This window comes from Planomicrobium okeanokoites (genome assembly GCF_003428875.1).
GTDB classification, from domain to species: Bacteria; Bacillota; Bacilli; order Bacillales_A; family Planococcaceae; genus Planococcus; species Planococcus okeanokoites.
In genome coordinates this window covers 265,927-288,545 of record NZ_QQRS01000002.1, presented here as the reverse complement: position 1 = coordinate 288,545, position 22,619 = coordinate 265,927, and the positions used below count along the sequence as shown (strand labels likewise).

Here is a 22,619-nt window from a genome sequence, read left to right as displayed (position 1 = left end):
TCCTGCATATGAAAAAAACGATTCTCATGATCCTTGCACTCGGAATATATCTGATTTTCATTCCGGACTACTCAAACTTCGCATTGGAATTGAAGGCTTTTGCTGCATTGGCAATCATCCAGATCCTGTGGATTGGCCGCGTCTTTCCTTTGGCTCACAGTTCGATCATTCTGATGCTTATTTTATCTTTTCACTTTTTCAGCTATGAAGAGACATTGTCATATATCGGATCGGATATTGTATGGCTGCTGTTTTCGACTTTTTTCATCTCCCATTCGTTCATCAATACTGGACTGGCATCCCGTGTATCATTGGCAGTATTGAAAATGTCTAAAGGATCGAGCCGTTCCCTGATCCTGATTTCCTACGTGCTGATGTTCCTGCTGTCGTTGATGATCCCTTCGAATGTGGGCAAAGGAAGTTTAGTCTCTTCAGTATTCGACGACTTGCTGAAAAACGTCCGGAAAATCGGCGAAGTGGAGAACCTTGGCAAATCCCTTTTCATCGGAATTGCCTATATCACATCTATTTCAGGATCCGTCGTAGCTACGGGTGCGAGTTCCACCATCTATACATTCGGTATACTAAATGAAAATATGGAAGGCTTGAATTACGTAAGCTGGCTTTTGTTGTTTGCTCCGCCAACCATCTTGTTTGCACTTATTCTGTGGCTCATTTCCTTATCTGTTTTTCCACCTGAGAAAATTGATTCTCAGGCATTGCTGCAAACTTTGAATAAGAAGTCGGAAGAAATGGGGCGGCTCAGTTTGCCGGAGATTAAAGTGATTTTTATCCTCATCCTGATCCTGGTTCTCTGGAGCACACAGCATTTCCACGACATTTCCATTCCGCTGACAGGGCTCTTGGGTGCTGCACTTACCATCACACCGAAAATCGGAGTATGGACTTGGGAAGAGGCGAAAAGAGCCATCGATTGGGATATGGTCATATTTTTCGCCGCTACGATAATGGTTGCCGGCATGTTGATCCAGACCGGTACGATTAACCTGGTGTCAGATTTTCTTGTCAACAATATACCGTTGGAAATGCCTATTCTGGTACTTTTCCTGCTGATTCTTATTACTGCATTGATCAGGCTGATTTTTGTAAATGTCCTGGGGCTGCTGACCATCATCCTGCCGCTCAGCGTTACAGTCGGGCAATCACTTTCAGGGCTTTCCCCAGGTGTCGTCACGATGGCGGTATTTCTTGCCGGCGTCCCGGGTTTTCTTTTTGTAACCCAATCCCCAGTCCATTTGATCGCTTTTTCGTATAAGTATTTTACAGAGCGGGACTTGCTGAAAATCGGCAGCTTTTCGATGATTGCCTGGGTAATGGTCATCACATTGGCGGCAAGTTTATACTGGCGACTATTGTTATAGAACTAGATTAGCGGACCAATGACCTGACACCAGCCGAATAAGGGAATAAAAGATGACCGAACCTCTGAGAGATTTTTTATTGGGGTTCGGTTTTTTTTATATGGAAGAAACCTTGATTTATGAGGATTACCTTTCGACCGCAGATAAGAAAAAACAGATTTATTTGAAAAAAGGGTTGTAAAGCGCTTTCATTTTTAATATACTTGGTAAAACAACTTACTAAACCGGTTTAGTAAACCGATTTAGTCGAAATAAAGTTATTTTCAAGTTTGGAGTAGATTTTATGAAAGCGGTTACGATGGCAGATGTCGCCCGACATGCAAATGTCTCAAAGAGTACTGTTTCCCAATACGTAAACAATAGATTCGATTACATGAGTGAAGAAACGAAGAAAAGAATAGAGCAGACAATAATTGAACTGGATTACCGCCCGAATATTTTAGCGCGGAGCCTGAAGCAAAAATCCACTACGACCATCGGCGTTATTGTCGCGAACATCCTCCATACTTTTTCCACGCAGATTATCCGGACCATTGAAGATGAATGCAATGAGGCGGGTTTTCATGTGATGGTGTGCAATGCGGACGATGATCCGGAAAAAGAGAAGAAGTATATCGAAATGCTGCGGGCCAAACAAGTGGATGGCATAATCATCCTTCCGACCGGCAATAACATAGCCCTTTATGAAGAGATGGTTAAAAGCAAATATCCTGTCGTGTTTGTAGACCGCACCGTTCCGAATATGAAAATCCCTTCAGTCATGCTCGACAATGAGAGAGCAGCCGGACTTGCAGTCGAACATCTGCTTCAGAATGGTTATGAAAGAATTGGAATAATAACAAATGTAGTGAAAAATGTTACACCGCGGGTCGAGCGGATCAATGGTTATAAAAATGCCCTCGTAAACAATGATGTATCCGTTAATGAGGATTATATCAAGAATTTAGAAGTTACTCAGGTAGCCCAGGGTCTCCAGGAAATGCTTCTTCTTCAGCCGCCGCCCCAGGCAATTCTGGCAGGAAATGATTTGGTGCTAATCGAAGTGCTGAAACATATTAAGCGCAAAGAAATTCAAATTCCATCGGAGCTGGCAGTCATCGGCATAGATGAAGTATCGTTTTCAGAGTTCTACGAACCACCCCTCACCATTGTTGAACAGCCGACCATTGAAATCGGTAAAAAAGCGGCAGAACTGCTGCTGAAGATAATCACGGATAAAGAATCCGTACCTGAAGAAGAAATTTACCGGTTTGAACCAGTTTTGAACATAAGAGAATCGAGTAAGCGAATCCAATCTTAGAATAGCCATGGAAATGATTATTTCATGAAAGGACAGATCAGATGAACTTTCAATTAGCGCTGGACCGTTTAACACGGGAACAATGTTTTCAATTATTAAGAGAAACTGAGTCATCGGTTGATTGGATTGAGGTCGGCACAGGTGTCATTAAAGAATACGGCATGGCGATTGTCCGGGATATCAAAGCAGCGTATCCGGAAAAAATACTGGTCGCTGATATGAAAACTTGTGATGCCGGCAAACATGAAGCGATCCAAGCTTTTGAAGCTGGGGCGGATATTACCACAGTTATGGCTTTTTCAGCGGACAAAACAATTACCGAGACGCTGAAAGTTGCCGAACAGTATGGCAAGCGGATCATGATTGATTTGCTGGGGGTAAAAGAGCCTGAACGGCTGAGCGAGCTCCAGAATTTAGGTGTCGATCTCGTCAGCCTTCATTACGGTAAAGATATGCAGCTTGAAGGAGAAATGAAAGATGATCTGTTTTCTCTGACAGAACATCTGGAAGGCATGGAGGTTGCTATCGCCGGTGGCATCAACAAGAAGAGTCTATCGGATTTGTTGGACAAACCGCTCCAAACCGTAATCATTGGCAGTGCCGTAACAGCTGCACCAGATCCGGGACTGGCGGCAAAGGAATTGAAAGGGGTGATGAACCAGCATGAAATCAATCATTGAGACGGTGGCGGATGAAGTTTCCACTGTTCTGTCGAATATCGATGAAAAGGAAGCGCTTCATCTTTCAGAACGAGTATATGCAGCTAACCGAATATTTGTTTACGGTGAGGGGCGTTCGGGACTTATGGGGAAAGCATTTGCCATGCGGCTGATGCACGGCGGATTTACTGTCTATGTAATTGGTGAAACCATTACCCCGAGCATTGAAAAAGGAGATTTGCTGATTGCCATTTCGGGATCAGGTTCTACTGGCGCTGTTATGCAATTCGTTTCTAAAGCGAAAGAAGCAGACGCAGAGGTCTTCCTGGTGACGACCAATAAGGAATCGAAGCTTGCAGAGTTATGCAGCGGAGTACTTATTGTCCCGGCAGCGACGAAATACAGGAGAGAAAGCGAACCGCCTACTATCCAGCCGCTTGGAAACCAGTTTGATCAATCAGTGCACTTGCTGCTTGATGCCATCATTATTTATTCGATTCAAAAAGACGGACAGACATCCAGCCACGAGAACATGAAAAACCGTCACGCCAATCTTGAATGAGAATTGGCTGAAAAAAATAGACTAAGCAATTCAAATAGAAAAATTAGGAGGAAATTAAAATGAAAATGAAAAAATTAGTGTCAGTACCATTTGCAATGCTTTTGGGTGTATCAGTTGCGTTAGCAGGATGCGGCAGTGAAGAAGGTTCGGGTTCAGGGTCTGAAGGGGACGGCGCAGAAAAGATCAAGCTGATTGCAGCGCATAACCAGACAACACCGGATACGCCGTATGGTGTAGGGTTGGATAAATTTAAAGAAGTGGCAGAAAGTGAATCAGACGGAAACATCGAAGTGGAAGTTCACGAAGGCACAATTGGCACCGAAGAATCCGAACTGGTTGAAAAGCTGAAATTGGGAGCCGCTGATGTGGTATTGGTTTCCCCAGGCTTTATGACGCAAACAGGCGTAAAAGAAGTCGATTTGTTTGCCCTTCCATATTTGTTCGACAGCTTTGATCATTGGGAACAAGTAGTGGATGGTGAAGTCGGAGAAGAAGTAGCTTCGATTGTAAATGAAAAATCGAATAACGACTTTAAAATTGTCGGTTACTGGTCTGCTGGAGTCAGACATTTCTATGGAAAAAAACCGCTTGAAACAATGGATGATTTAAATGGAATGACAATCAGAACACAAACTTCCGGTGTAGTTTCCGACTTCTGGAAACAAACAGGAGCAGTCCCGACTTCTGTAGCGTGGGGCGAATTGTACCAGGCATTACAGCAAAACGTAGTGGATTCAGCTGAAAACGCATATCCATATTTCGTGGCACAAAATCACCACACGACTAAAAACGGAAAATATACTACAGAAACGGCACATGATTACACAACAAGATTTTTACTGGTTAACGGAAATGAATTTGATAAGTTAACGGAAGAACAGCAAGAAATCATTTTGAAAGCTGCCGATGCTTCTGTAGCCGCTGAACGAGAAGCGTTATATGCACAAGAGGAAGAATACAAAGAGAAAGCCATCGCTGAAGGCGCAGAAGTAAGTGAAATCGATACGGCACCATTTGTTAAAATCGCTGAACCGTTGCAGGATGCAGCTGCCAAAGATATGGGTGTAGAAGAATTGCTCCAAAAAGTAAGAGACTTAAAATAATTTATTGATCAGCAGAGGGGAGATTGGGCTTGCCTATTCTTCCTTTTACTCTGTTGGAGGAAGGTCGGTAATCATGATAAAAACCTTGGAAAAAGCACAGATGATGCTTGGCGTCGTTATGCTGTCGATATTCTTTATCGCCATCATGATTCAAATCGTTTCCCGCCATATGGGCATTTCCATCATTTGGACAGAAGAAGTGGCAAATTATTCGTTTATCTGGTCCGTGTTCATGGGAGCTGCAGTAATGGTGAATCAGCGTGAACATTTCAGTTTCGATTTTCTGGCCTTGAAATTAAAAGGCGTTAAAAAAATCGGCCTTATTCTTCTGCTCGACACCATTGTCCTGCTTTTTGCAATCGGTTTGCTGTATTACGGAATACAGGCAGCAAGCACATTCTGGGACTACAATTGGGTGGCTTTGCCAGAGATGAAGATGGGCTACGTCTGGGTTGCGCTGCCAATCACAGGTTTAACAATGGCGATTTACACGCTGGGCCATATCTTTAATGGCTTTAAAGACTTCAAACAGGTGAAAAGGGGGGCCAGTTCATGATAGGCATCTTACTTGTCGTTTTATTCCTGGTCCTCATGTTAATAGGGGTACCGATTGCGTTCGTTATCGGGATTGTTTCGTTCATCGGCGTTCTGAGCATTGAGACATTGCCGGAAGTTACGGTTCCGATCAAGATGCTGAACGGAATCGATTCGTTCGTACTTCTTGCCGTTCCGCTGTTCATATTGGCGGCAAACTTGATGAATCACGGGAAAATATCACAAAAACTGATTGATTTGGCCCTTTCCGTTGTCGGCCATATAAGAGGCGGCTTGGCGCATTCGAATATTTTGGTCTCGATGATGTTCGCAGGTGTATCAGGTGCCGCACAGGCGGATACGGCTGGTGTCGGTAAAATTCTTATTCCGAATATGAAAAAGCAGGGGTACGATACGGAAACAGCGGTAGCAGTTACAGCTGCGTCCTCCACTGTCGGAGTAGTCATCCCTCCGAGTATTCCGATGATCATTTTTGCCGGATTGACCAACGCATCGATCGGTGCTTTGTTCTTGGGGGGAATTGTGCCGGGAATCCTGATCGGTGTCAGCATGATGATTTTCGTTTATTTCATGGCACTGAAAAAAGGGTATCCGCGCTCGGAAAGATCGTCATTAAAATCTTTCTCTAAATTGTTTCTTCAGTCATTTCCGGCATTGCTCACGCCGGTCATCATTATCGGCGGTATCATCACCGGGTTCTTTACAGCGACAGAAGCCGCTGCAGTCGCATCCCTTTATACGTTTGTAATCAGTATGTTCTATTATAAAACGCTGAAATTAGCTGATTTGCCAGGCATTCTGAAAGACACGCTGGCTCTAAGTTCCCTTTCGTTGTTTGCATTGGCAGCAGCGAGTGCATTGGGTGAATTGATGAGTTATTATCAGCTTTCGGTCATCGCCCAGCAATTCTTCGTGGACAACGTAGGGGCGAAATGGGTATTCATTTTGATCATCATCGCGTTCTTCTTGTTCATCGGAACGTTCATGGATGCGATTCCGGCAATGATCCTGTTTGTGCCGATCATTTTGCCGACAGCCACATTATTTGAGATGGACCCGGTACACTTGGGGCTCATCGTGGTCATTACTTTGGCGATCGGGTTAATCACTCCGCCATATGGTCTATGTCTGCTGTTAGCGGCGAAGATCGGGGATTTGAGTATAGAAAGGTCTATGCTGGCAGTTCTGCCATACATTGCAATCATTCTGGTAGTTCTTCTCTTCGTAGCTTTCTTCCCGGAAATTGCTTTTTACTTGCCTAAATTAATAAATCCAGACTTATTTCTATAGGTGACAGGGGATTTAAAGAAAGGAAGATTTGATGGTCACTAGAGAAATCTTATCAAGCGAAGGTTCAGTCATGGTCGTAAAAGTACGCTTGGCAGAAGGATTTGCAGGAGATGTGGATCAGCATCCTGAAGAGCAGGTCACTTACATTGTAGAGGGGCAATTGGAGTTTGATGTCGAAGGGGACAAACGGATTTTAAATCCGGGAGATACACAATATATCCCTTCGAACAGCAAACACCAGGTAAAAGTCCTGAAAGAATGTGTCCTGTTGGATGTCTTTACGCCGATCCGGAAAGATCTATTGGCAGAGAGCCGATAGACAATAGCAACAGGGAGAGGAAAAATGCCTCTCCCTATTTTTTATCAATCTGTATCCAATAATTTCTCAGCGATAGAAAGGGGCAGTTATTATGCCGAAAACTTTTGGTGTGTTTACACTGGGAGATGCTTTAATCACATTTGATCCGGCAGAAACCGGACCATTGCGATATGTGCCAAGCTTTACCCGTAAAGTGGGGGGAGCAGAACTGAATTTTGCAATCGGCTGCGCGAGGCTTGGGCTGCATACGAAGTGGACCAGCAGACTGGGGGGCGATGAGTTTGCCCGTGTCATTTACAATTTTGCGCGAGGCGAAGGCGTGGATATGGCAAATGTGGAATTTGTAAAAGGGTACCCTACCTCCCTGAATTTTAAGGAAGTGCGGGAAGACGGCTCAGGAAAGACGTTCTATTACCGTTATCAGTCGCCGATTCTGACACTTGAACCGGAAGATATCACTGAAGAGATGTTTGGGGATATTGATCTGATTCATCTTACGGGGGTCTTTTTAGCCATCGATCCTAAAAATCTGGTCATTGTGAAACGTGTACTGGAAATTGCGCGTGCAAAAGAGATCACCGTTTCATTTGATCCGAATATCCGTCTGAAGCTCTGGACATTGGAGCAGGCGAAAGCCGTTTATCAGGAAGTGTTCCCATTCGTTGATATTCTGCTTTCAGGATTGGACGAAATCGAAATGATCATCGGTGATGCTTCAACAGAAGCATTGGAAAACTGTGCCGCCCAATATGATATCAAACAACTTGTGATAAAAGACGGCAGCAACGGTGCCAAAGTGCTGACCGGCGGAATCTGGTATGACCAGCAAGCTTTTTCAGTCAAACCGATTGACACAGTCGGTGCAGGCGATGGTTTTGATGCAGGTTATGTCTATTCGGTGCTGAACGGTTATACACCGGAAGAGGCCCTGCGATTTGCCAATGCGGTAGGAGCTCTCGTCACGACTGTATCGGGGGATAATGAAGGACTGCCGTACCTGGAGGAAGTCAAAGCTTTTCTTGGCGATGAAAAAATAATCGAACGCTAACACCATTAAAGACAGGAGGACAACGATATGCAGAAGTATTCCATTCTTTCACAATTGGCTGAAACAAAAGTGGTCGCGGTCATCCGCGGGAACAGTGCTGATGAAGCGATTGAGCTGTCGAAAGCTGCAATCAAAGGCGGCATCCGCGCCATCGAATTGACGTATACTACCCCGCAGATCGGCAAGGTCTTTGAAGCGCTGCTGGAAGAAGATGTTTTACTCGGCGCAGGATCAGTGCTGGATACGGAAACAGCACGCCATGCCATTTTAGCAGGAGCCCAGTTCATCGTGAGCCCGAGCTATATGGAAGAACTCTCGCCTATTTGTAATCGCTATAGCATTCCGTATCTCCCAGGTTGTACGACTATCAGGGAAATGGTCAAATCGCTGGAAGGCGGAAGCGATATCATCAAACTATTCCCCGCAAACAATTTTGATCCGTCATTCATCAAATCCATCAATGGCCCGCTGCCGAACGCACGGGTGATGCCTACTGGCGGGATCAATATGAACAATATGAAAGACTGGCTCGATGCAGGTGCGGTTGCGGTAGGAATCGGCAGTGATTTGAATAAGGCTTACGCTGCGGAAGGCTTTGAAGCGGCCGTCGAACTCAGCCGGAAATATATGGAGCAGGCAGGATGAAACTAGCGACTGTCGGTACTAATTGGATTACGTCGCGGTTCATCGAAGCGTTGGAGGAAACAGCCGGCATCGAACTCGAAGCTGTCTACTCCCGGTCAAAGGAGAAAGCAGAAGCTTTCGCACATAAGCACCATTCACCTTCGTATTTCACTAACCTGGAATTGATGGCTGAAAACGAAGCGATCGACTGTGTTTATATTGCATCTCCCAACTCGCTGCATTTTGAACAGGCCATACTGTTTCTGAAGAATAAAAAACACGTGATTTGCGAAAAACCGATATTTTCAAATACAGCTGAATTTGAAGCGGCGCACCGAAAAGCAGAAGAAAATGGTGTTTTCCTTTTTGAAGCGCTGCGCGGAATCCATACGCCGAATTTTAAAGAGTTGAAGGAACAACTGAATTCAATCGGTAAAGTACGAAATGTTCTGCTGCATCGCAATAAGTATTCATCACGGTACGAAGACGTTCTGCGTGGAGAAGTGCCGAATATTTTTTCGCTGCAGTATTCCGGCGGCGCGCTGGTGGATCTGGGTGTTTATCCGTTGTCGATTGCTGCAGCATTATTCGGAAAACCAGATAAGAGTTCCTATTCTGCTGCGCTGCTGTCGACAGGGGTTGATGGGAGCGGGTCTCTCGTCCTTGAATACCCGGAATTCGTCTGCACCATTCTTTGCTCCAAAATATCGACTTCCTATAATAGTTCAGAGATTCAAGGGGAACAGGGGACGATACAGATCGATGATACCGGATCACTAGCTGAAATTAACCTCATCGATAACCATTCCGGCGAGCGGCATGTCATTGGAGAGGTAGAATCAGCCGGAAACATGAAATACGAAATTGCTGCTTTTCTTCAGATTATCGGAAATGCGGATTGGACAGAATACGAAAAATTGACGCAGCTCAGCCGTGAGATACTTGAGATTACAGAAGCAGCCAGAAAGCAGAATGGCATCTTCTATCCGTCCGATAAAGAAGAAATGCGATAAATGACGGAAACAAAATAGTTCAGGAGGCGAAAGGATGTCATTTTCACTTGAATCGTTTTCATTAAAAGGAAAAACAGCATTGGTGACGGGTGCCAGAACGGGTATCGGGCAAGCGATCTCAGTTGGATTGGCAGCAGCCGGTGCGCATCTCTTGCTGCTCGGCCACCGCGATAACCTCGATGAAACCAAAGCGAAAATCGATCAGCTTGGCGGAACACATGAAACCATTTTGCTGGACTTGAGCGAGGTTTCATCGATCCGGGAAAAGCTTGTTCCTGTACTGGAAAAATACGATATCGATATTCTGGTGAATAATGCGGGCGTCATTCACAGGGAACCAGCCATGGAATTCAGTGAAAGTGAATGGCTGCGTGTCATGGATGTCAACATCAATTCCGTCTTCATCTTGTCACAGGAGATAGGAAAAACGATGGTTCAAAGAGGGAGCGGTAAAATCATCAACATCGCTTCACTTCTTTCATTCCAAGGTGGCATGTTCGTTCCTGCCTATACGGCGAGCAAGCATGCGGTAGCGGGATTAACGAAAGCTCTGGCAAACGAGTGGGCTGGCAATGGGGTGCAAGTGAACGCTATTGCCCCGGGATATATTGAAACAAATAACACAGAAGCGATTCGGCAGGACGAACACAGGAATCAAGCCATTCTGGACCGTATTCCAGCGGACCGCTGGGGAGAAGCAGACGATCTTGCGGGCACTGCCGTGTTCCTGGCTTCAAAAGCAGCGGATTATGTAAATGGGCATGTGCTTGTGGTCGACGGCGGCTGGATGGGCAGATAAAAAAGCTCAAATATATAACAAAGGGGCACCGGAAGATTTTCTCCAGGTGCCCCTTTTCTAACGGAATTATAGAACATCAACAACCCCCAAACACCTCAGAAGCCTGAACCTCACCCTGCTGCTGAAACAGATAATAAGAAAGGCCTTCCTGTTTCTTGGCTTCGTACATGGCGAAATCGGCCTTGCGGATCAGTTCGGCCAGATTCTCGCCGTCAGCCGGTGCCGTGCTGACGCCGATGCTGGTCTGCACCTGCTGCAAGCTGCCGCTAATCTCAAAGGGTTCAAAGAAGAGGGCCATCAATTGTTCGGCGAGGTCTTTGCCCGTGAATTTCTCTGACAGATTGGCGACCAACAGAAATTCATCACCGCTCAGGCGTACCAGGAATTCATCTTCGGCGAGCGCGGCTCTCACTCTTTCAGCCACCACCATCAGCACTTTGTCTCCGTAGAGGTGGCCGTGCTGGTCATTGATTTCCTTGAATTTATCCAGATCGAAAAACAGGAAAGCAGTCCGGTGGCGGGTCAGCCGTCCGAAGTTCTTCCGGTAATATTGCTTTAGAAATTGCCGGTTCGGCAAGCCGGTCAACTCATCATGAAGCACTTCGTCATTTTTCTCTTCCAGGTGTTCAAGGGCGCAGTTCACATCATCTGCCAGCAGGCCGATCATATCGCGGCCCGAAAAATTCACGCGGGCACTGTAATCTTCTTCCTGAATACGGGCGAGGATGGTCCGGAAATGCCCGATGATCGAGCGAATAAAAGCATAATTTATTAGAAAAATAGCTGCGGCACTAATCAGAGCGGCTCCAAGTGCCAATAAATACAGGGATAACACTTCTTCTTCCGGCACTGTGATAAGGAAACGCACAGTGGCAGCGAAAGCAAGCCCGATAAGCGAACCGGTTCCCAGGAAAGCTGCAAACATATAAACACTATAATTTTTACGCATGTTAAATCCCGCTTTCTCCTAGATGCTGAATTCATTTTTGCAGGTCATTTCTCACCTTATAATAGGACTATACACTAAATACGAATTACAGAATAGTAAGTACTAAGACCTAACTTTTAGTTACCCCTCTAGACTTTTAAATAAACCCAAAGAGCAGAGGAAGCCGGTCTCTTCTATATAAATACGAAAAGTCTCGGGAAATAGATCATAAGGGATATGCTTTCGAACCTAAAAAGAACGATGCCTAAGCATCGTTCTTCAAAAAACCTTCGAGTATTTCGTTGAATTTGTCGCTGTGTTCCCAAAACATCAAATGACCGCCGAGTATTTCGACGCGTGCTTCCGGCGAAATCCGCTGCATGAACGAACGGGCCGTTTCACTCCAATGTTCGGCGGCGATCGTCAGCGTCGGCACCTGCTCGATCAGCAGTTTCGCTTCTTCCCGGTAATCCGAGAACATGCCGGCGGCGAACAAGTTGGATGCGATATAATACGGCGTCGTGAGCGCTTCTTCGATGATCCACTGCAATTCATCTTCAGTCAATTCGCGCTGCACCATGACTTCAGTGGCGTACTCGGTGATGAATGCCCGCTGGCCCTCCGGATTGCGTAAGTTCTGTGTATAGGCGCCAGCTATTTCTTCAAGCGGCCCTTCGACCCAGTCGTTTTCATCATCACGTGACAGCGGCTTCGGCGACAAATCGACGATGACGGCCGCTTTCACATTATCCGTACCGTTCTGCCGAATATACTCCCACACCGTCAAACAGCCGAACGACCAGCCGAGCAATGTGACATCCTTCAAGCCCAGCTCACTGATCACTTTCGTCACATCCTTGCCGTGGGTGATGTAGTCGTTGCCCTGCAGGGACATCGTCGACCGCCCCTGGCTCCGCGGATCAATCGCAATCACACGATGCGTCTTCGAAAAATGCTCCACCTGGCTCGCAAACGCCTTGGCGGAAAATACCCAGCCGGGAATCAGCACGAGCGGATCGCCGCTCCCGACATCCTGCACGAATAATTCCACTCCGGGATCCACTTCGATATACTTGCCATTCGTCATACTGAATCGCTCCTTTTTTAATGTATTTTCGTTTCAATATTATGATGGAAATAGACTCACTAATTATTTATTCCCTTCTAAAGCGGTAAATCCCTTTCATAAACGAAAGATAATATGAACGGAAGAAAATCAGGATATAAGGGAACAGCATTCTGCTGGAATACTGAAACACTGAAATAAATAGCAATAAAAAAACAGATGAATTCGAGTCCAGAATCATCTGTTGCATGCTGATTTTATTGAATCTTTTAATTTTATATCTTCATCACCATGCCATCCAATGGTTTCTCCATCAGTTTTTCCATCCATTCAGCTGTGCTGATCAACTTATCTAAATTAGTCCCTGTTTCAACCTTCATCTCATGGAACATGTTGACGATATCTTCGGTGCAGACATTGCCGACTGCTTTTGGCGCAAATGGACAGCCGCCGAGACCTGCGATGGAAGAGTCGAAGCGGCGGATGCCGGCTTGATATCCTGCCAGGACATTTGCGATTCCAAGGCCGCGGGTGTTGTGGAAATGCAGACCCAGGTGAATCTCATCTCTAAAATTCTCCTGGAATTTCTTGACGGTTTCTTGGACTTGAAGCGGGTTGGCAAGGCCGGTGGTATCGGCCAGTGTAATTTCCGAAGCGCCGGCTTTAACAAAAGCCTCTGCCACTTCAAGCAGCCGACTGACTGGAACTTCACCGGAGAAAGGGCAGCCGAAAGCAGTGCCGAGAACACCGGAGACTTTTTTCTTCGCCTGTGTGCTTTCTGCAATGACTTTCACGAGCTCATCGACATTTTGCTCCACGGTTTTTCTGGCATTTTTCAGATTGAATTCGTCGCTTGTGGCGGTAACAATATGGAAGGTGTTCAATTCCGTCTCCAATGCCCGTTTCATGCCGGAATAATTTAAGACAAGTCCTGCATACTCCACTCCGTCCACTCGGGGCACCCGCATCAATACTTCTTCCGCATCGGCCATTTGAGGCACAACTTTAGGATTCACAAAAGACACTGCTTCAATTTTTTTGATGCCGGCATCAATCAGTTTGGCGATCAGCTGTACTTTATCGTCTGTTGAGATTAACTTCTTCTCATTTTGCAATCCGTCTCTCGGTCCCACTTCGCAAATTTGAATCATTGAGCTTCTCCTTTCCATAATTCGATATTTGGGTTATTTAATTGGATCAGTACATCATCACGGCCTTGGTAAATATGCTCCTGCATGGCGATTTTCGCACGTTCAGGTTCCCGGTTTTCGATTGCTTTAAGGATAGTGTTATGAACTTCCAGCGATCTCAGTAACTGCCGCTCGTTATACCAATAGAAGGAACGGAATACTAAAGGTACGACCACCACCTTGGAAATGTGTGATCTTAAATGTTCGTTTTTTGTCGATTTGAAAATTTCTTCGTGGAAATTCAGATTTTCCTGCTGGATATCTTTAATTGTGGAGATATCGGATTTTTTGAGTTTTCTTATGGCTTCCTCATAAGCCTGATTTCTCTCGTGCATCCTAACCAGCTCTTCATCCGTTCGATATAAGGCAGCTTCGCTTGCGCCGTGGCTTTCAAGCAAAGCCCGTAAATTATAAATTTGCCGTATATCTTCAACTGAAAACTCTCTTACTATATATCCTCGGCGCTTGTAAGGAATGATTAATCCATCTGCTTCGAGTTGCTTGAAAGCTTCCCGTATTGGAGTCCGGCTGACCTGCAGTTCTCCGGCATGCCCTTCTTCTGTCAAGCGCTGTCCCGGTTGGAGCCGGCCGGTTACTATCTCGTTCTTAATATACTCATACGGATTCATTATCTTCACCTCTTCTTTATATTGTATACAATAAGTTAAATCCTATCAAATAAAAAAACAGAAATGTTAATAAATTTTCTTTTTATCCCCGTTTTATTAACGTTTTTAATTTATTCATAAAAAAATTAATTAACGTGTTGACTGTATTGTATACAGTGTGTTACTTTTTATTTAATTCATAATTATTTGAAAACTTATTCTTGAGTCACGATAAGTTTTTGGAAGAGGTGAGAGACAAAAGGATGATAATACTTAAATTGTAGGATTAGCTAATGGAGACTTCAAGCAAGGTCCGAAAATAATGAGCAATATAAAAGAGGGATAACATGAAATTCGATCAATTTGAAGGGTTCGGAAATTACACTGGTCTGGGAAGCAGCCCGGCGATAATCGTTATAGATTTTATGAACGGCTTCACTGATCCGCAATCTCCATTAGGAACGGATTTCGAAGATGAAATAAAATCGACCAGAGAACTTCTCGGTGTAGCCAGGGAACATAGTGTGCCGATTATATTCACTACGGTAATCTACGAAGACCATTTTCAGGATGGTGCACATTTCGTCAAAAAAATTCCAGCTTTGAAAATATTAAAAGAAGATAGTGATTGGGTGAAAATCGATTCCCGTTTAGAAAGGGACAGAACCAAGGAGCCACTCATTATCAAGAAATTTGCAAGCGCTTTCTTCGGAACGAATCTTGCTTCTCTGCTCTCCTACCATAAAGTCGATACGGCCATCCTGGCAGGCTGTACGACTTCAGGTTGTGTCAGAGCCACTGCGGTGGATGCCTTGCAGCATGGCTACCGGGTTGTTATTCCGGAAGAATGTGTAGGCGACCGCTCGCAAAAAGCCCATGAAGCAAATTTATATGATATTCAAACGAAATACGGGGATGTTGTTCAGCTCGATGACTTAAAAAAATATTTTTTAAATATGAAAGGGGATAAAAGGTATGTATAGAGTTGCAGTGGATGTAGGAGGAACTTTTACAGATATCGTTCTCCAAAACGAAGAGACAGGGGAAATTTACGGAACGAAAACACCTTCAACGACAAACGACCAATCAATCGGCCTTATGTCAGGGATTAAAAAAGTCTGCGAAGAACGCAACGTGGGCATTGAAGAAATCCGTTCCATTATTCACGGAACAACAGTTGCAACTAATGCCGTGCTTGAAGAAAAAGGGGCGAAAGTCGGCTTGATCACTACAGAAGGTTTTGAACAAATTCTTCACGTTGCACGTTCATGGACGCCCGCGCCGATTTCAGCCTGGATGGGATTTCATAAGCCCGACCCGCTTGCTGACTTGATTTATACGCGCGGAGCGAAAGAGAGAGTTACAGCTCAAGGTGAGATTTATGCAGAGTTGGACGAAGAGGACGTGCGTGGGAAAATTACAGACTTATACAACGAAGGTGTCGAAAGTTTGACAGTGGGGCTGTTAAATTCATATGCCAACCCTTCCCATGAACAAAAAATTCAGGAGATCGCGATGTCCATCGATCCTAAAATCCCGGTTACTATCTCTTATGATATCTTGCCGGAATTCAGAGAATATGAACGAGTACTTACAACGGTCATGAATTCGTATGTACGTCCTCCGATGCAGCACTATTTAACGAATATTGAGTCTAAGCTGAAAGACGAAAAAGTGAAAAGCCGCATCAGCATCGTTCGGTCTGACGGCGGTTTAATGAGTATTCCGGCCGCATCTTCCCGTCCAGTTCATACGATGCTGTCAGGTCCATCCGGCGGCGTCACCGCGTCTGCCATGATCGGTGTCCAAGCAGGGCATGAAAATGTCATTTCTTTCGATATGGGAGGAACTTCCACGGATGTTTCCTTGACCCACGCAGGAAAACCGAAAGTATCGAGAGAAACAAAGATCGGTGTCTTTCCGGTCAAAGCCCCTTCGCTGGAAGTGGAAAGCATCGGAGCAGGCGGCGGCTCGATTGCCCATGTTCCGATGACCGGAGCATTGCGTGTCGGACCACAAAGTGCTGGTTCAACTCCAGGCCCTGCCTGCTATGGACGTGGAGGCACAGAACCGACTGTAACGGATGCGAATGTCGTTCTTGGTTACCTTCCACCGAGCCTGGTGGGTGGGGAGATGAAACTGGATGTTGAAAAATCCGTAGCAGCAGTCCAAACAGTGGCAGAAAAGTTAGGTGTGGATGTTTATACTGCGGCTAAAGGTATTTATGACATCGTGAATGAAAATATGTACGGGGCAACCCGAGTGGTGTCGGTTGAAAAAGGTTATGATCCTCGTGAATTTTCATTATTGGCTTTAGGGGGAGCAGGTCCGCTTCATGCAAATGCTTTGGGTAAATTATCCGGCAGCTTCCCGGTTATTATTCCGCCGATGCCAGGAGTTCTTTCCGCTCTTGGGTTCCTGCAGTCTGTTATCCGGAACGAATTCTCAAAGACTTTCATCCATTTATTGAGTGCCTTGAAAGTCGAGACCGTTCTTTCTGAATTACAGGAGCTTGGCGATAACTGCACAAACTGGCTGTCGGAAGAAGGGGTGCCGGAAGCTCAGCGGACGGTTAAACATGAAGTTGATGTACGCTATTATCGACAAGGCCATGAAATTCCAATTGAAGTGAATAAGGAAGAAATCCGTGAAAAAGGATTGGTCTCCATTAAAGAGAAGTTTGATGAGATACACGAAAAAGCATATGGATTCAAGATGGATTCAGAAGTCGAAATCGTTAATATCCGTGCAGTGGCCTTGGGTGAAGTGAAAGCACTCAAACTTCCGAGCAATGAAGCCGGAAGTGAGGACGCTTCAGATGCCATCATTGATAAAGATCATCAGGCATACTTTGAAAAGGAATTCCTGAATACACCAATCTATGCGCGTGAACTTCTGAAACCGAATAATAAAGTGCATGGCCCAGCAATAATCATCCAAAAAGACAGTACGACACTGGTTATGCCAGGGAATGTCGGAGTTGTTGACCAATACATGAATCTTTTAATCAAAGAGGAGGCATAAGCGTATGACGAAAATTGATTCGATTACAGTTGATATTATTGAGAATGCCTTGAAGAACATAAAAGAAGAAATGGATGTGACTCTATTCCGTTCGGCCATGTCGCCGGTAATCCGCGAGCAGCATGACTGCTTCCCGATGATTACGGACGCTGAAGGCAAGATGGTGGTAGGTAACTTCGGTTCTCATATTCCTGAAGTGACGAACCAGTTTCCAGAAGGCATGCACGAAGGGGACGTCATTTTTGTAAGTGATCCTTACAGTTGCGGAGGATCCGTTTCACACGTCAATGACTGGATGATTATTCTTCCGATTTTCCATCAGAAAAAGCTGGTTGGCTATTCATCTATGTTCGGCCATGTCATCGATGTCGGCGGACCGGTACCTTCGAGTATGCCGGTCACAGCAACAAGTATTTTTGGTGAAGGTATCCGCTTTCCGCCAGTCAAGCTTTACGACAAAGGTGTACTGAATGAAGCAATCATTAAAATCATCAAAGCGAATACACGCACACCGCTGGAAAACTACAGTGACTTGATGGCACTGGTTGCTTCCTGCCGGACAGCTGAAAAGCGGGTCAAGGAATTATGCGAGCGTTTTGGCGAAGAGCCTTATGCAGAAGCTTTGGACGCGCTGCTTGACCGCACAGAAAAAATGATGCGACATCTGATCACTAATTTCCTTCCGACAGAGCCGGTATCATTCGAGGATTACATCGATGATGATGGGTTAAATAATGGTCCGTTTAAAATGAAATTGACCATGTGGCGTGAAGGGGATAATGCATATTTTGACTGGACAGGGACTGACAAGCAGGCACCGGGTCCCATTAATTACTACTTGAGTGAACCGATGTTCAAGATGTTCATTGGCTCGTTCCTGATTTCCGTTTACGACCCCGCCATCAACTTCAATGATGGTTTCTACGATCTGCTTCACATCGAAACGCCGGAAGGTACACTGATGCGGCCGAAATCTCCGGCAGCTTTAGGATGCCGGACGCACGCATTGAGCCGTCTTTTTGATGTGTTGAGCGGAGTATTGGCAATTAATTCTCCTGAAAGCAGCCCGGCTGCCGGATATGGCACAAGCCCGTATTTCATCTTCTCAGGAACCGATGAAAAAGACCGTCCGTTCAACCTGATGGAAGTTATGTATGGCGGATTACCGGGCAGACCGGTTGGAGATGGACTTGACGGACATTCATGGTGGCCGGCATTCGTAAATATTCCGACCGAATATCTTGAAACTTATTATCCATTAATGGTCAACTCATACAAGACAGGAACAGATTCGGGTGGCGCAGGCAAGAACAGAGGAGGCAATTGCAACGAAAAACTATATACTATCCTATCTTCGGGAATTGTATCCATCCATGATGATCGTGCGAAGATTCAACCATGGGGCATCAACGGAGGGGAGCCTGGATCTTCTTCATCGAAATTATTGATCAAGAAAGACGGAACACGGATTCCGCTGCCTTCGAAAGTCGATAATGTCGAAGTGGAAAAAGGAGATCAAATCTTGTTCATCACCGGAGGAAGCGGCGGCTATGGAAATCCGCTTGAGCGTGATCCGGAAGCAGTGAGGCGGGATGTCGCCCGCGGCCTGGTCAGCAGAGAGAAAGCGTTGAAATCCTATGGCGTCCACTTGGATGATCGATTAGAAGTGAATTACGAAGAAACGGAATCTGTTCGTGCACAGATGACAAATGACAACGGAGAGCCGAAGTCCTTTAACTTCGGAGACCGGGATCAAGTACTGGTAGAAATGTAAAAAGAAAAGGAGTACTTTGTTTCAGGCAAAGTGCTCATTTTTTCAATAAAGAGTCGGAGGTGCCGGAAATGGCTAAAGTGACAGAAACACCTGATGTGGAATCAACAACAGAAACGGCGGAAAGGCTGCCTCTTGAAGGGATAAGAATTCTTGAACTGGGCACATTATTGGCGGGTCCTTTTACAGGACGCATGCTTGGTGATTTCGGAGCGGAAGTCATTAAAATTGAAGCTCCAGACAAAGCGGATCCGATGCGCCAATGGGGCAAACAAAAAGACGGAGAAGGCCTGTGGTGGCCGATTCAATCCCGTAACAAAAAATCAATCACTCTGAATTTAAGAACGGAAGAAGGCCAGGAAATTTTCAAAGACCTTGTGAAGGAAGCAGATGTCATTATTGAGAACTTCCGTCCGGGAACGATGGAAAAATGGAATCTTTCCTATGAGATCCTTTCTGAAATAAACCCGGGAATCATTATGACGAGAACTTCCGGTTACGGACAGACAGGACCCTATCATAAGCGGGCAGGTTTCGGAAGCGTCGGCGAAGCCATGGGAGGAATTCGCCACGTGACTGGGTTTCCGGACCGAGCACCCTCGAGAATTGGCATTTCTCTGGGAGATACACTGGCTGCACTGTTCGCGACAATCGGCACATTGACGGCCCTTCACGAAAGAAACCATTCAGGTAGAGGGCAGGTTGTCGATACGGCTATCTATGAATCGGTATTTTCCGTGATGGAGAGCACGATTCCGGATTATTTGCTGGCGGGTTATGTACGTGAACGGATGGGCAATATTCTGCCGGGAGTCGCCCCTTCCAATATCTATCTTACGAAAGATGGGACCTATATCGTCATTGGAGCGAATGCGGATGGGGTCTTCAAACGGCTTTGTGAAGCGATGGGCAGCCCGGAATTATTTGAAAATCCTAAATATCGCACCCATCATGCCCGGAGTGACAATATGGCTGAATTGGATCAATTAATCGAAGAATGGACAAAAACTCAAGAAACGAAAGAAGTCCTGGAACTGCTGGCTGAAAAAGGCGTTCCTTCCGGTCTTATATACTCAGCAAAAGATATTGTGGAAGACCCGCATTATCAGGCGAGAGAAATGATTATAAAGACTGATCATCCGACGCTTGGGGAATTCCCAATGCCGGGGATTGTACCGAAGCTGAGTCGCACACCAGGAAAAGTAAAGCATGTCGGAGCGGAAACGATGGGCAAATACAATGATGAAATTTATGGGAAGTTGCTGAAATACAGCGAGGATAAATTAGCTGAACTGAAAGGCAACGATATTATTTAAAGCCGGGAGTGAAGGCGTAATGGGTAAAACATTATACGAAAAGATTTGGGAGCGGCATGTGGCGGTGAAACAGGAAGCACAGCCCGATATCCTGTATATCGACCTTCATCTTATCCATGAAGTGACTTCTCCTCAGGCTTTTGATGGTCTTCGGATGAACAGCCGCAAAGTTCGGAGGCCTGACCGGACGGTTGCCACAATGGACCATAGTGTGCCGACTTCAGACCGTGATAAGCCATTTGAAGATAAAATTGCGGAAAAACAAGTACACGCGCTCCGTCAGAACTGCAAAGATTTCGGTATCAAATTATTCGATCTTTTTAGCCTTCGACAGGGCATTGTCCATGTAATCGCTCCTGAAATGGGATTGACACAACCAGGCCAAACAATCGTATGCGGGGATAGCCATACCGCAACCCATGGGGCATTCGGCACTTTAGCTTTTGGGATCGGTACGAGTGAAGTAGAGCATGTTCTGGCAACTCAAACATTAAAGCAAGGCAAGTCAAAAACTTTAGCCGTCAATTTTGTCGGCGATCTTCCGCTTGGTACGACTGCAAAAGATCTCATTCTGGCATTGATCGGCAAATACGGCCACGATTTCGGCACAGGATATGTCATTGAATACAGAGGCCGGGCCATCAAAGGTTTTTCAATGGAAGAGCGAATGACAATCTGCAATATGTCGATTGAGATTGGCGCGCGCGCTGGGCTTATCGCGCCGGATCAAACCACTTTCGATTATTTGAAAGGAAAGCCTCATGCTCCTAAAGGCGAAGAATGGGAAGAAGCGATGGAACTGTGGTCGGAATTATACAGTGACAGGGACGCTGCGTTCGATCGTTCGGTGGATTTTGATTGCTCAGAAATCGAACCACAAGTGACTTGGGGGACGAATCCGGGGCTGGTGGTGTCCGTCAATGGACAGGTTCCGGGCATAGAGGATTTCCCGTCAGAAAAAAGAAAAATGGTCGAAAATTCACTGGAGTATATGGGTCTTGAGCCCGGCACACTTATGACGGATATTGATGTGAATACAGTATTTATCGGCTCCTGTACGAACAGTCGGATTGAAGATTTGCGCGAAGCAGCAAGAATTGTGGGAGGCTATAAAGTGGCTGACGGTGTTCGTGCAATGGTGGTTCCCGGTTCCCAGATGGTCAAACAGCAGGCGGAGCAGGAAGGGCTGTCGAAGATATTCATTGATGCTGGTTTTGAGTGGCGGGAAGCAGGTTGCAGTATGTGTTTGGGGATGAATCCGGATATTGCGGGTCCTGGTGACCGCATCGCTTCAACTTCGAATCGAAATTTTGAAGGGCGTCAGGGAAGAGACTCGAAATCCCACTTAGTCAGTCCGCCGATGGCTGCGGCAGCTGCCATCAAAGGTCATTTCGTCGATGTCCGGAACTGGCGGACAAAAATTGCGGAGGAAGTGTGATATGGAGGCTTTTAAAAAAATCACTGGCACAGTCGCGCCGCTTGATCGGGCTAATATCGATACAGATGCCATCCTGCCAAAGCAATTTCTCAAGCGCATCGAAAAAAGAGGGTATGGGCAGTATTTATTCTATGATTGGCGCTATACAGAAAGCGGCGAGCCAAATTCCGGCTTTCTTCTGAATAAACCCGAATACCAAATTGCGCAGGTCCTGCTGACAAGAGAAAACTTCGGTTGCGGTTCATCTCGCGAACATGCTCCGTGGGCTCTTGAAGACTTTGGCTTCAAAGCCATCATTGCACCTTCTTTTGCGGATATCTTCTATAATAACTGCTTCAAAAACGGCATTTTGCCGATTTCGCTGCCGAACGAAAAAGTGCAACAGCTCTTCGGCAAGGCAGAAGCAAAAAAAGGATATCAGCTGACAGTTGATCTGGAGAAGCAGGTTGTCAGGGATAATGAAGGATTTGAAACCCGCTTCGAGGTGGACGAATACCGGCGTGATATGCTGCTGAACGGTTTGGATGAAATTTCGGCAACAATTCAGTTTGAGAAAGAAATCATGGAATTTGAGAAGGAACATCGTATCTTCTATTCCATTTAACTAAAAAAATCCCTAGTGGC

The 22,619-nt window shown here is 45.7% G+C and carries 22 protein-coding genes; 18 read left to right on the top strand and 4 right to left on the bottom strand.

Annotated features, from left to right (window positions below; translation table 11 throughout):
* Window positions 1-8 precede the first annotated feature (8 nt).
* The 12 genes from D2910_RS06305 to kduD all read left to right on the top strand — a co-directional run bounded on the left by D2910_RS06305 (window position 9) and on the right by kduD (window position 10,654).
* Window positions 9-1,382, top strand: coding sequence for an SLC13 family permease (locus tag D2910_RS06305; protein WP_117312784.1), 1,374 nt, complete (start codon window positions 9-11; stop codon window positions 1,380-1,382).
* Window positions 1,383-1,665: 283 nt separating this feature from the next.
* Window positions 1,666-2,682: a LacI family DNA-binding transcriptional regulator gene (locus D2910_RS06300; protein WP_117312783.1), complete on the top strand. Its 1,017-nt coding sequence runs from the start codon at window positions 1,666-1,668 to the stop codon at window positions 2,680-2,682.
* A 41-nt stretch (window positions 2,683-2,723) separates the two neighbouring features.
* Window positions 2,724-3,362, top strand: coding sequence for a 3-hexulose-6-phosphate synthase (gene hxlA, locus D2910_RS06295; RefSeq protein WP_117312782.1), 639 nt, complete (start codon window positions 2,724-2,726; stop codon window positions 3,360-3,362).
* Window positions 3,346-3,903, top strand: a complete 558-nt coding sequence (gene hxlB / locus D2910_RS06290; protein WP_117312781.1) for a 6-phospho-3-hexuloisomerase — start codon at window positions 3,346-3,348, stop codon at window positions 3,901-3,903. The genes hxlA and hxlB overlap by 17 nt, the downstream gene beginning before the upstream one ends.
* A 65-nt stretch (window positions 3,904-3,968) precedes the next feature.
* The gene (locus D2910_RS06285; protein WP_101801340.1) at window positions 3,969-5,006 is read left to right on the top strand and encodes a TRAP transporter substrate-binding protein; all 1,038 of its coding nucleotides are present in this window, start codon (window positions 3,969-3,971) and stop codon (window positions 5,004-5,006) included.
* A 73-nt stretch (window positions 5,007-5,079) separates the two neighbouring features.
* Complete coding sequence (locus tag D2910_RS06280) at window positions 5,080-5,562, top strand: TRAP transporter small permease (RefSeq protein WP_101801297.1); 483 nt, start codon at window positions 5,080-5,082, stop codon at window positions 5,560-5,562.
* Window positions 5,559-6,851 (top strand): TRAP transporter large permease, encoded by a 1,293-nt coding sequence (locus D2910_RS06275; RefSeq protein WP_205854587.1) that lies wholly within the window; start codon window positions 5,559-5,561, stop codon window positions 6,849-6,851. Before D2910_RS06280 ends, D2910_RS06275 begins: the two co-directional genes overlap by 4 nt.
* Before the next feature lie 31 nt (window positions 6,852-6,882).
* Window positions 6,883-7,170, top strand: a complete 288-nt coding sequence (locus D2910_RS06270) for a cupin domain-containing protein (protein ID WP_117312780.1) — start codon at window positions 6,883-6,885, stop codon at window positions 7,168-7,170.
* A gap of 91 nt (window positions 7,171-7,261) precedes the next feature.
* Complete coding sequence (locus D2910_RS06265) at window positions 7,262-8,218, top strand: sugar kinase (RefSeq protein ID WP_117312779.1); 957 nt, start codon at window positions 7,262-7,264, stop codon at window positions 8,216-8,218.
* 27 nt (window positions 8,219-8,245) lie between these two features.
* Window positions 8,246-8,863, top strand: coding sequence for a bifunctional 2-keto-4-hydroxyglutarate aldolase/2-keto-3-deoxy-6-phosphogluconate aldolase (locus D2910_RS06260; RefSeq protein ID WP_117312778.1), 618 nt, complete (start codon window positions 8,246-8,248; stop codon window positions 8,861-8,863).
* Window positions 8,860-9,855 (top strand): Gfo/Idh/MocA family protein, encoded by a 996-nt coding sequence (locus D2910_RS06255; protein ID WP_117312777.1) that lies wholly within the window; start codon window positions 8,860-8,862, stop codon window positions 9,853-9,855. The genes D2910_RS06260 and D2910_RS06255 overlap by 4 nt, the downstream gene beginning before the upstream one ends.
* A 34-nt stretch (window positions 9,856-9,889) precedes the next feature.
* Entirely contained in the window at window positions 9,890-10,654 is a 765-nt protein-coding gene (gene kduD / locus D2910_RS06250) for a 2-dehydro-3-deoxy-D-gluconate 5-dehydrogenase KduD (protein WP_117312776.1), read from the top strand.
* A 76-nt stretch (window positions 10,655-10,730) separates the two neighbouring features.
* Here kduD and D2910_RS06245 read toward each other — a convergent pair whose 3' ends face one another.
* From D2910_RS06245 to D2910_RS06230, 4 genes are all read right to left on the bottom strand, one after another.
* Complete coding sequence (locus tag D2910_RS06245) at window positions 10,731-11,603, bottom strand: GGDEF domain-containing protein (protein ID WP_117312775.1); 873 nt, start codon at window positions 11,601-11,603, stop codon at window positions 10,731-10,733.
* A gap of 244 nt (window positions 11,604-11,847) precedes the next feature.
* Entirely contained in the window at window positions 11,848-12,669 is an 822-nt protein-coding gene (locus D2910_RS06240; protein ID WP_117312774.1) for an alpha/beta fold hydrolase, read from the bottom strand.
* A gap of 254 nt (window positions 12,670-12,923) precedes the next feature.
* Window positions 12,924-13,799, bottom strand: a complete 876-nt coding sequence (locus D2910_RS06235; protein ID WP_117312773.1) for a hydroxymethylglutaryl-CoA lyase — start codon at window positions 13,797-13,799, stop codon at window positions 12,924-12,926.
* Window positions 13,796-14,467: a GntR family transcriptional regulator gene (locus tag D2910_RS06230; RefSeq protein WP_117312772.1), complete on the bottom strand. Its 672-nt coding sequence runs from the start codon at window positions 14,465-14,467 to the stop codon at window positions 13,796-13,798. The genes D2910_RS06235 and D2910_RS06230 overlap by 4 nt, the downstream gene beginning before the upstream one ends.
* A gap of 326 nt (window positions 14,468-14,793) precedes the next feature.
* Between D2910_RS06230 and D2910_RS06225 the strand changes: the two genes are divergently transcribed.
* The 6 genes from D2910_RS06225 (at window position 14,794) to leuD (ending at window position 22,599) form a co-directional block, all read left to right on the top strand.
* A complete protein-coding gene (locus D2910_RS06225) occupies window positions 14,794-15,429 on the top strand; it encodes an isochorismatase family protein (protein WP_117312771.1) in 636 nt (211 codons plus the stop codon).
* Window positions 15,422-17,470 carry a hydantoinase/oxoprolinase family protein gene (locus D2910_RS06220; protein WP_117312770.1) on the top strand — a complete coding sequence of 683 codons (2,049 nt, stop codon included), beginning with the start codon at window positions 15,422-15,424 and terminating at the stop codon, window positions 17,468-17,470. The genes D2910_RS06225 and D2910_RS06220 overlap by 8 nt, the downstream gene beginning before the upstream one ends.
* 4 nt (window positions 17,471-17,474) lie before the next feature.
* Window positions 17,475-19,244, top strand: coding sequence for a hydantoinase B/oxoprolinase family protein (locus D2910_RS06215; RefSeq protein WP_117312769.1), 1,770 nt, complete (start codon window positions 17,475-17,477; stop codon window positions 19,242-19,244).
* Between the two features lie 68 nt (window positions 19,245-19,312).
* Window positions 19,313-20,557: a CaiB/BaiF CoA transferase family protein gene (locus D2910_RS06210; protein WP_117312768.1), complete on the top strand. Its 1,245-nt coding sequence runs from the start codon at window positions 19,313-19,315 to the stop codon at window positions 20,555-20,557.
* A gap of 19 nt (window positions 20,558-20,576) precedes the next feature.
* A complete protein-coding gene (gene leuC, locus D2910_RS06205) occupies window positions 20,577-21,995 on the top strand; it encodes a 3-isopropylmalate dehydratase large subunit (protein ID WP_117312767.1) in 1,419 nt (472 codons plus the stop codon).
* A 1-nt stretch (window position 21,996) separates the two neighbouring features.
* Window positions 21,997-22,599: a 3-isopropylmalate dehydratase small subunit gene (leuD, locus tag D2910_RS06200; RefSeq protein WP_117312766.1), complete on the top strand. Its 603-nt coding sequence runs from the start codon at window positions 21,997-21,999 to the stop codon at window positions 22,597-22,599.
* Window positions 22,600-22,619 lie beyond the last annotated feature (20 nt).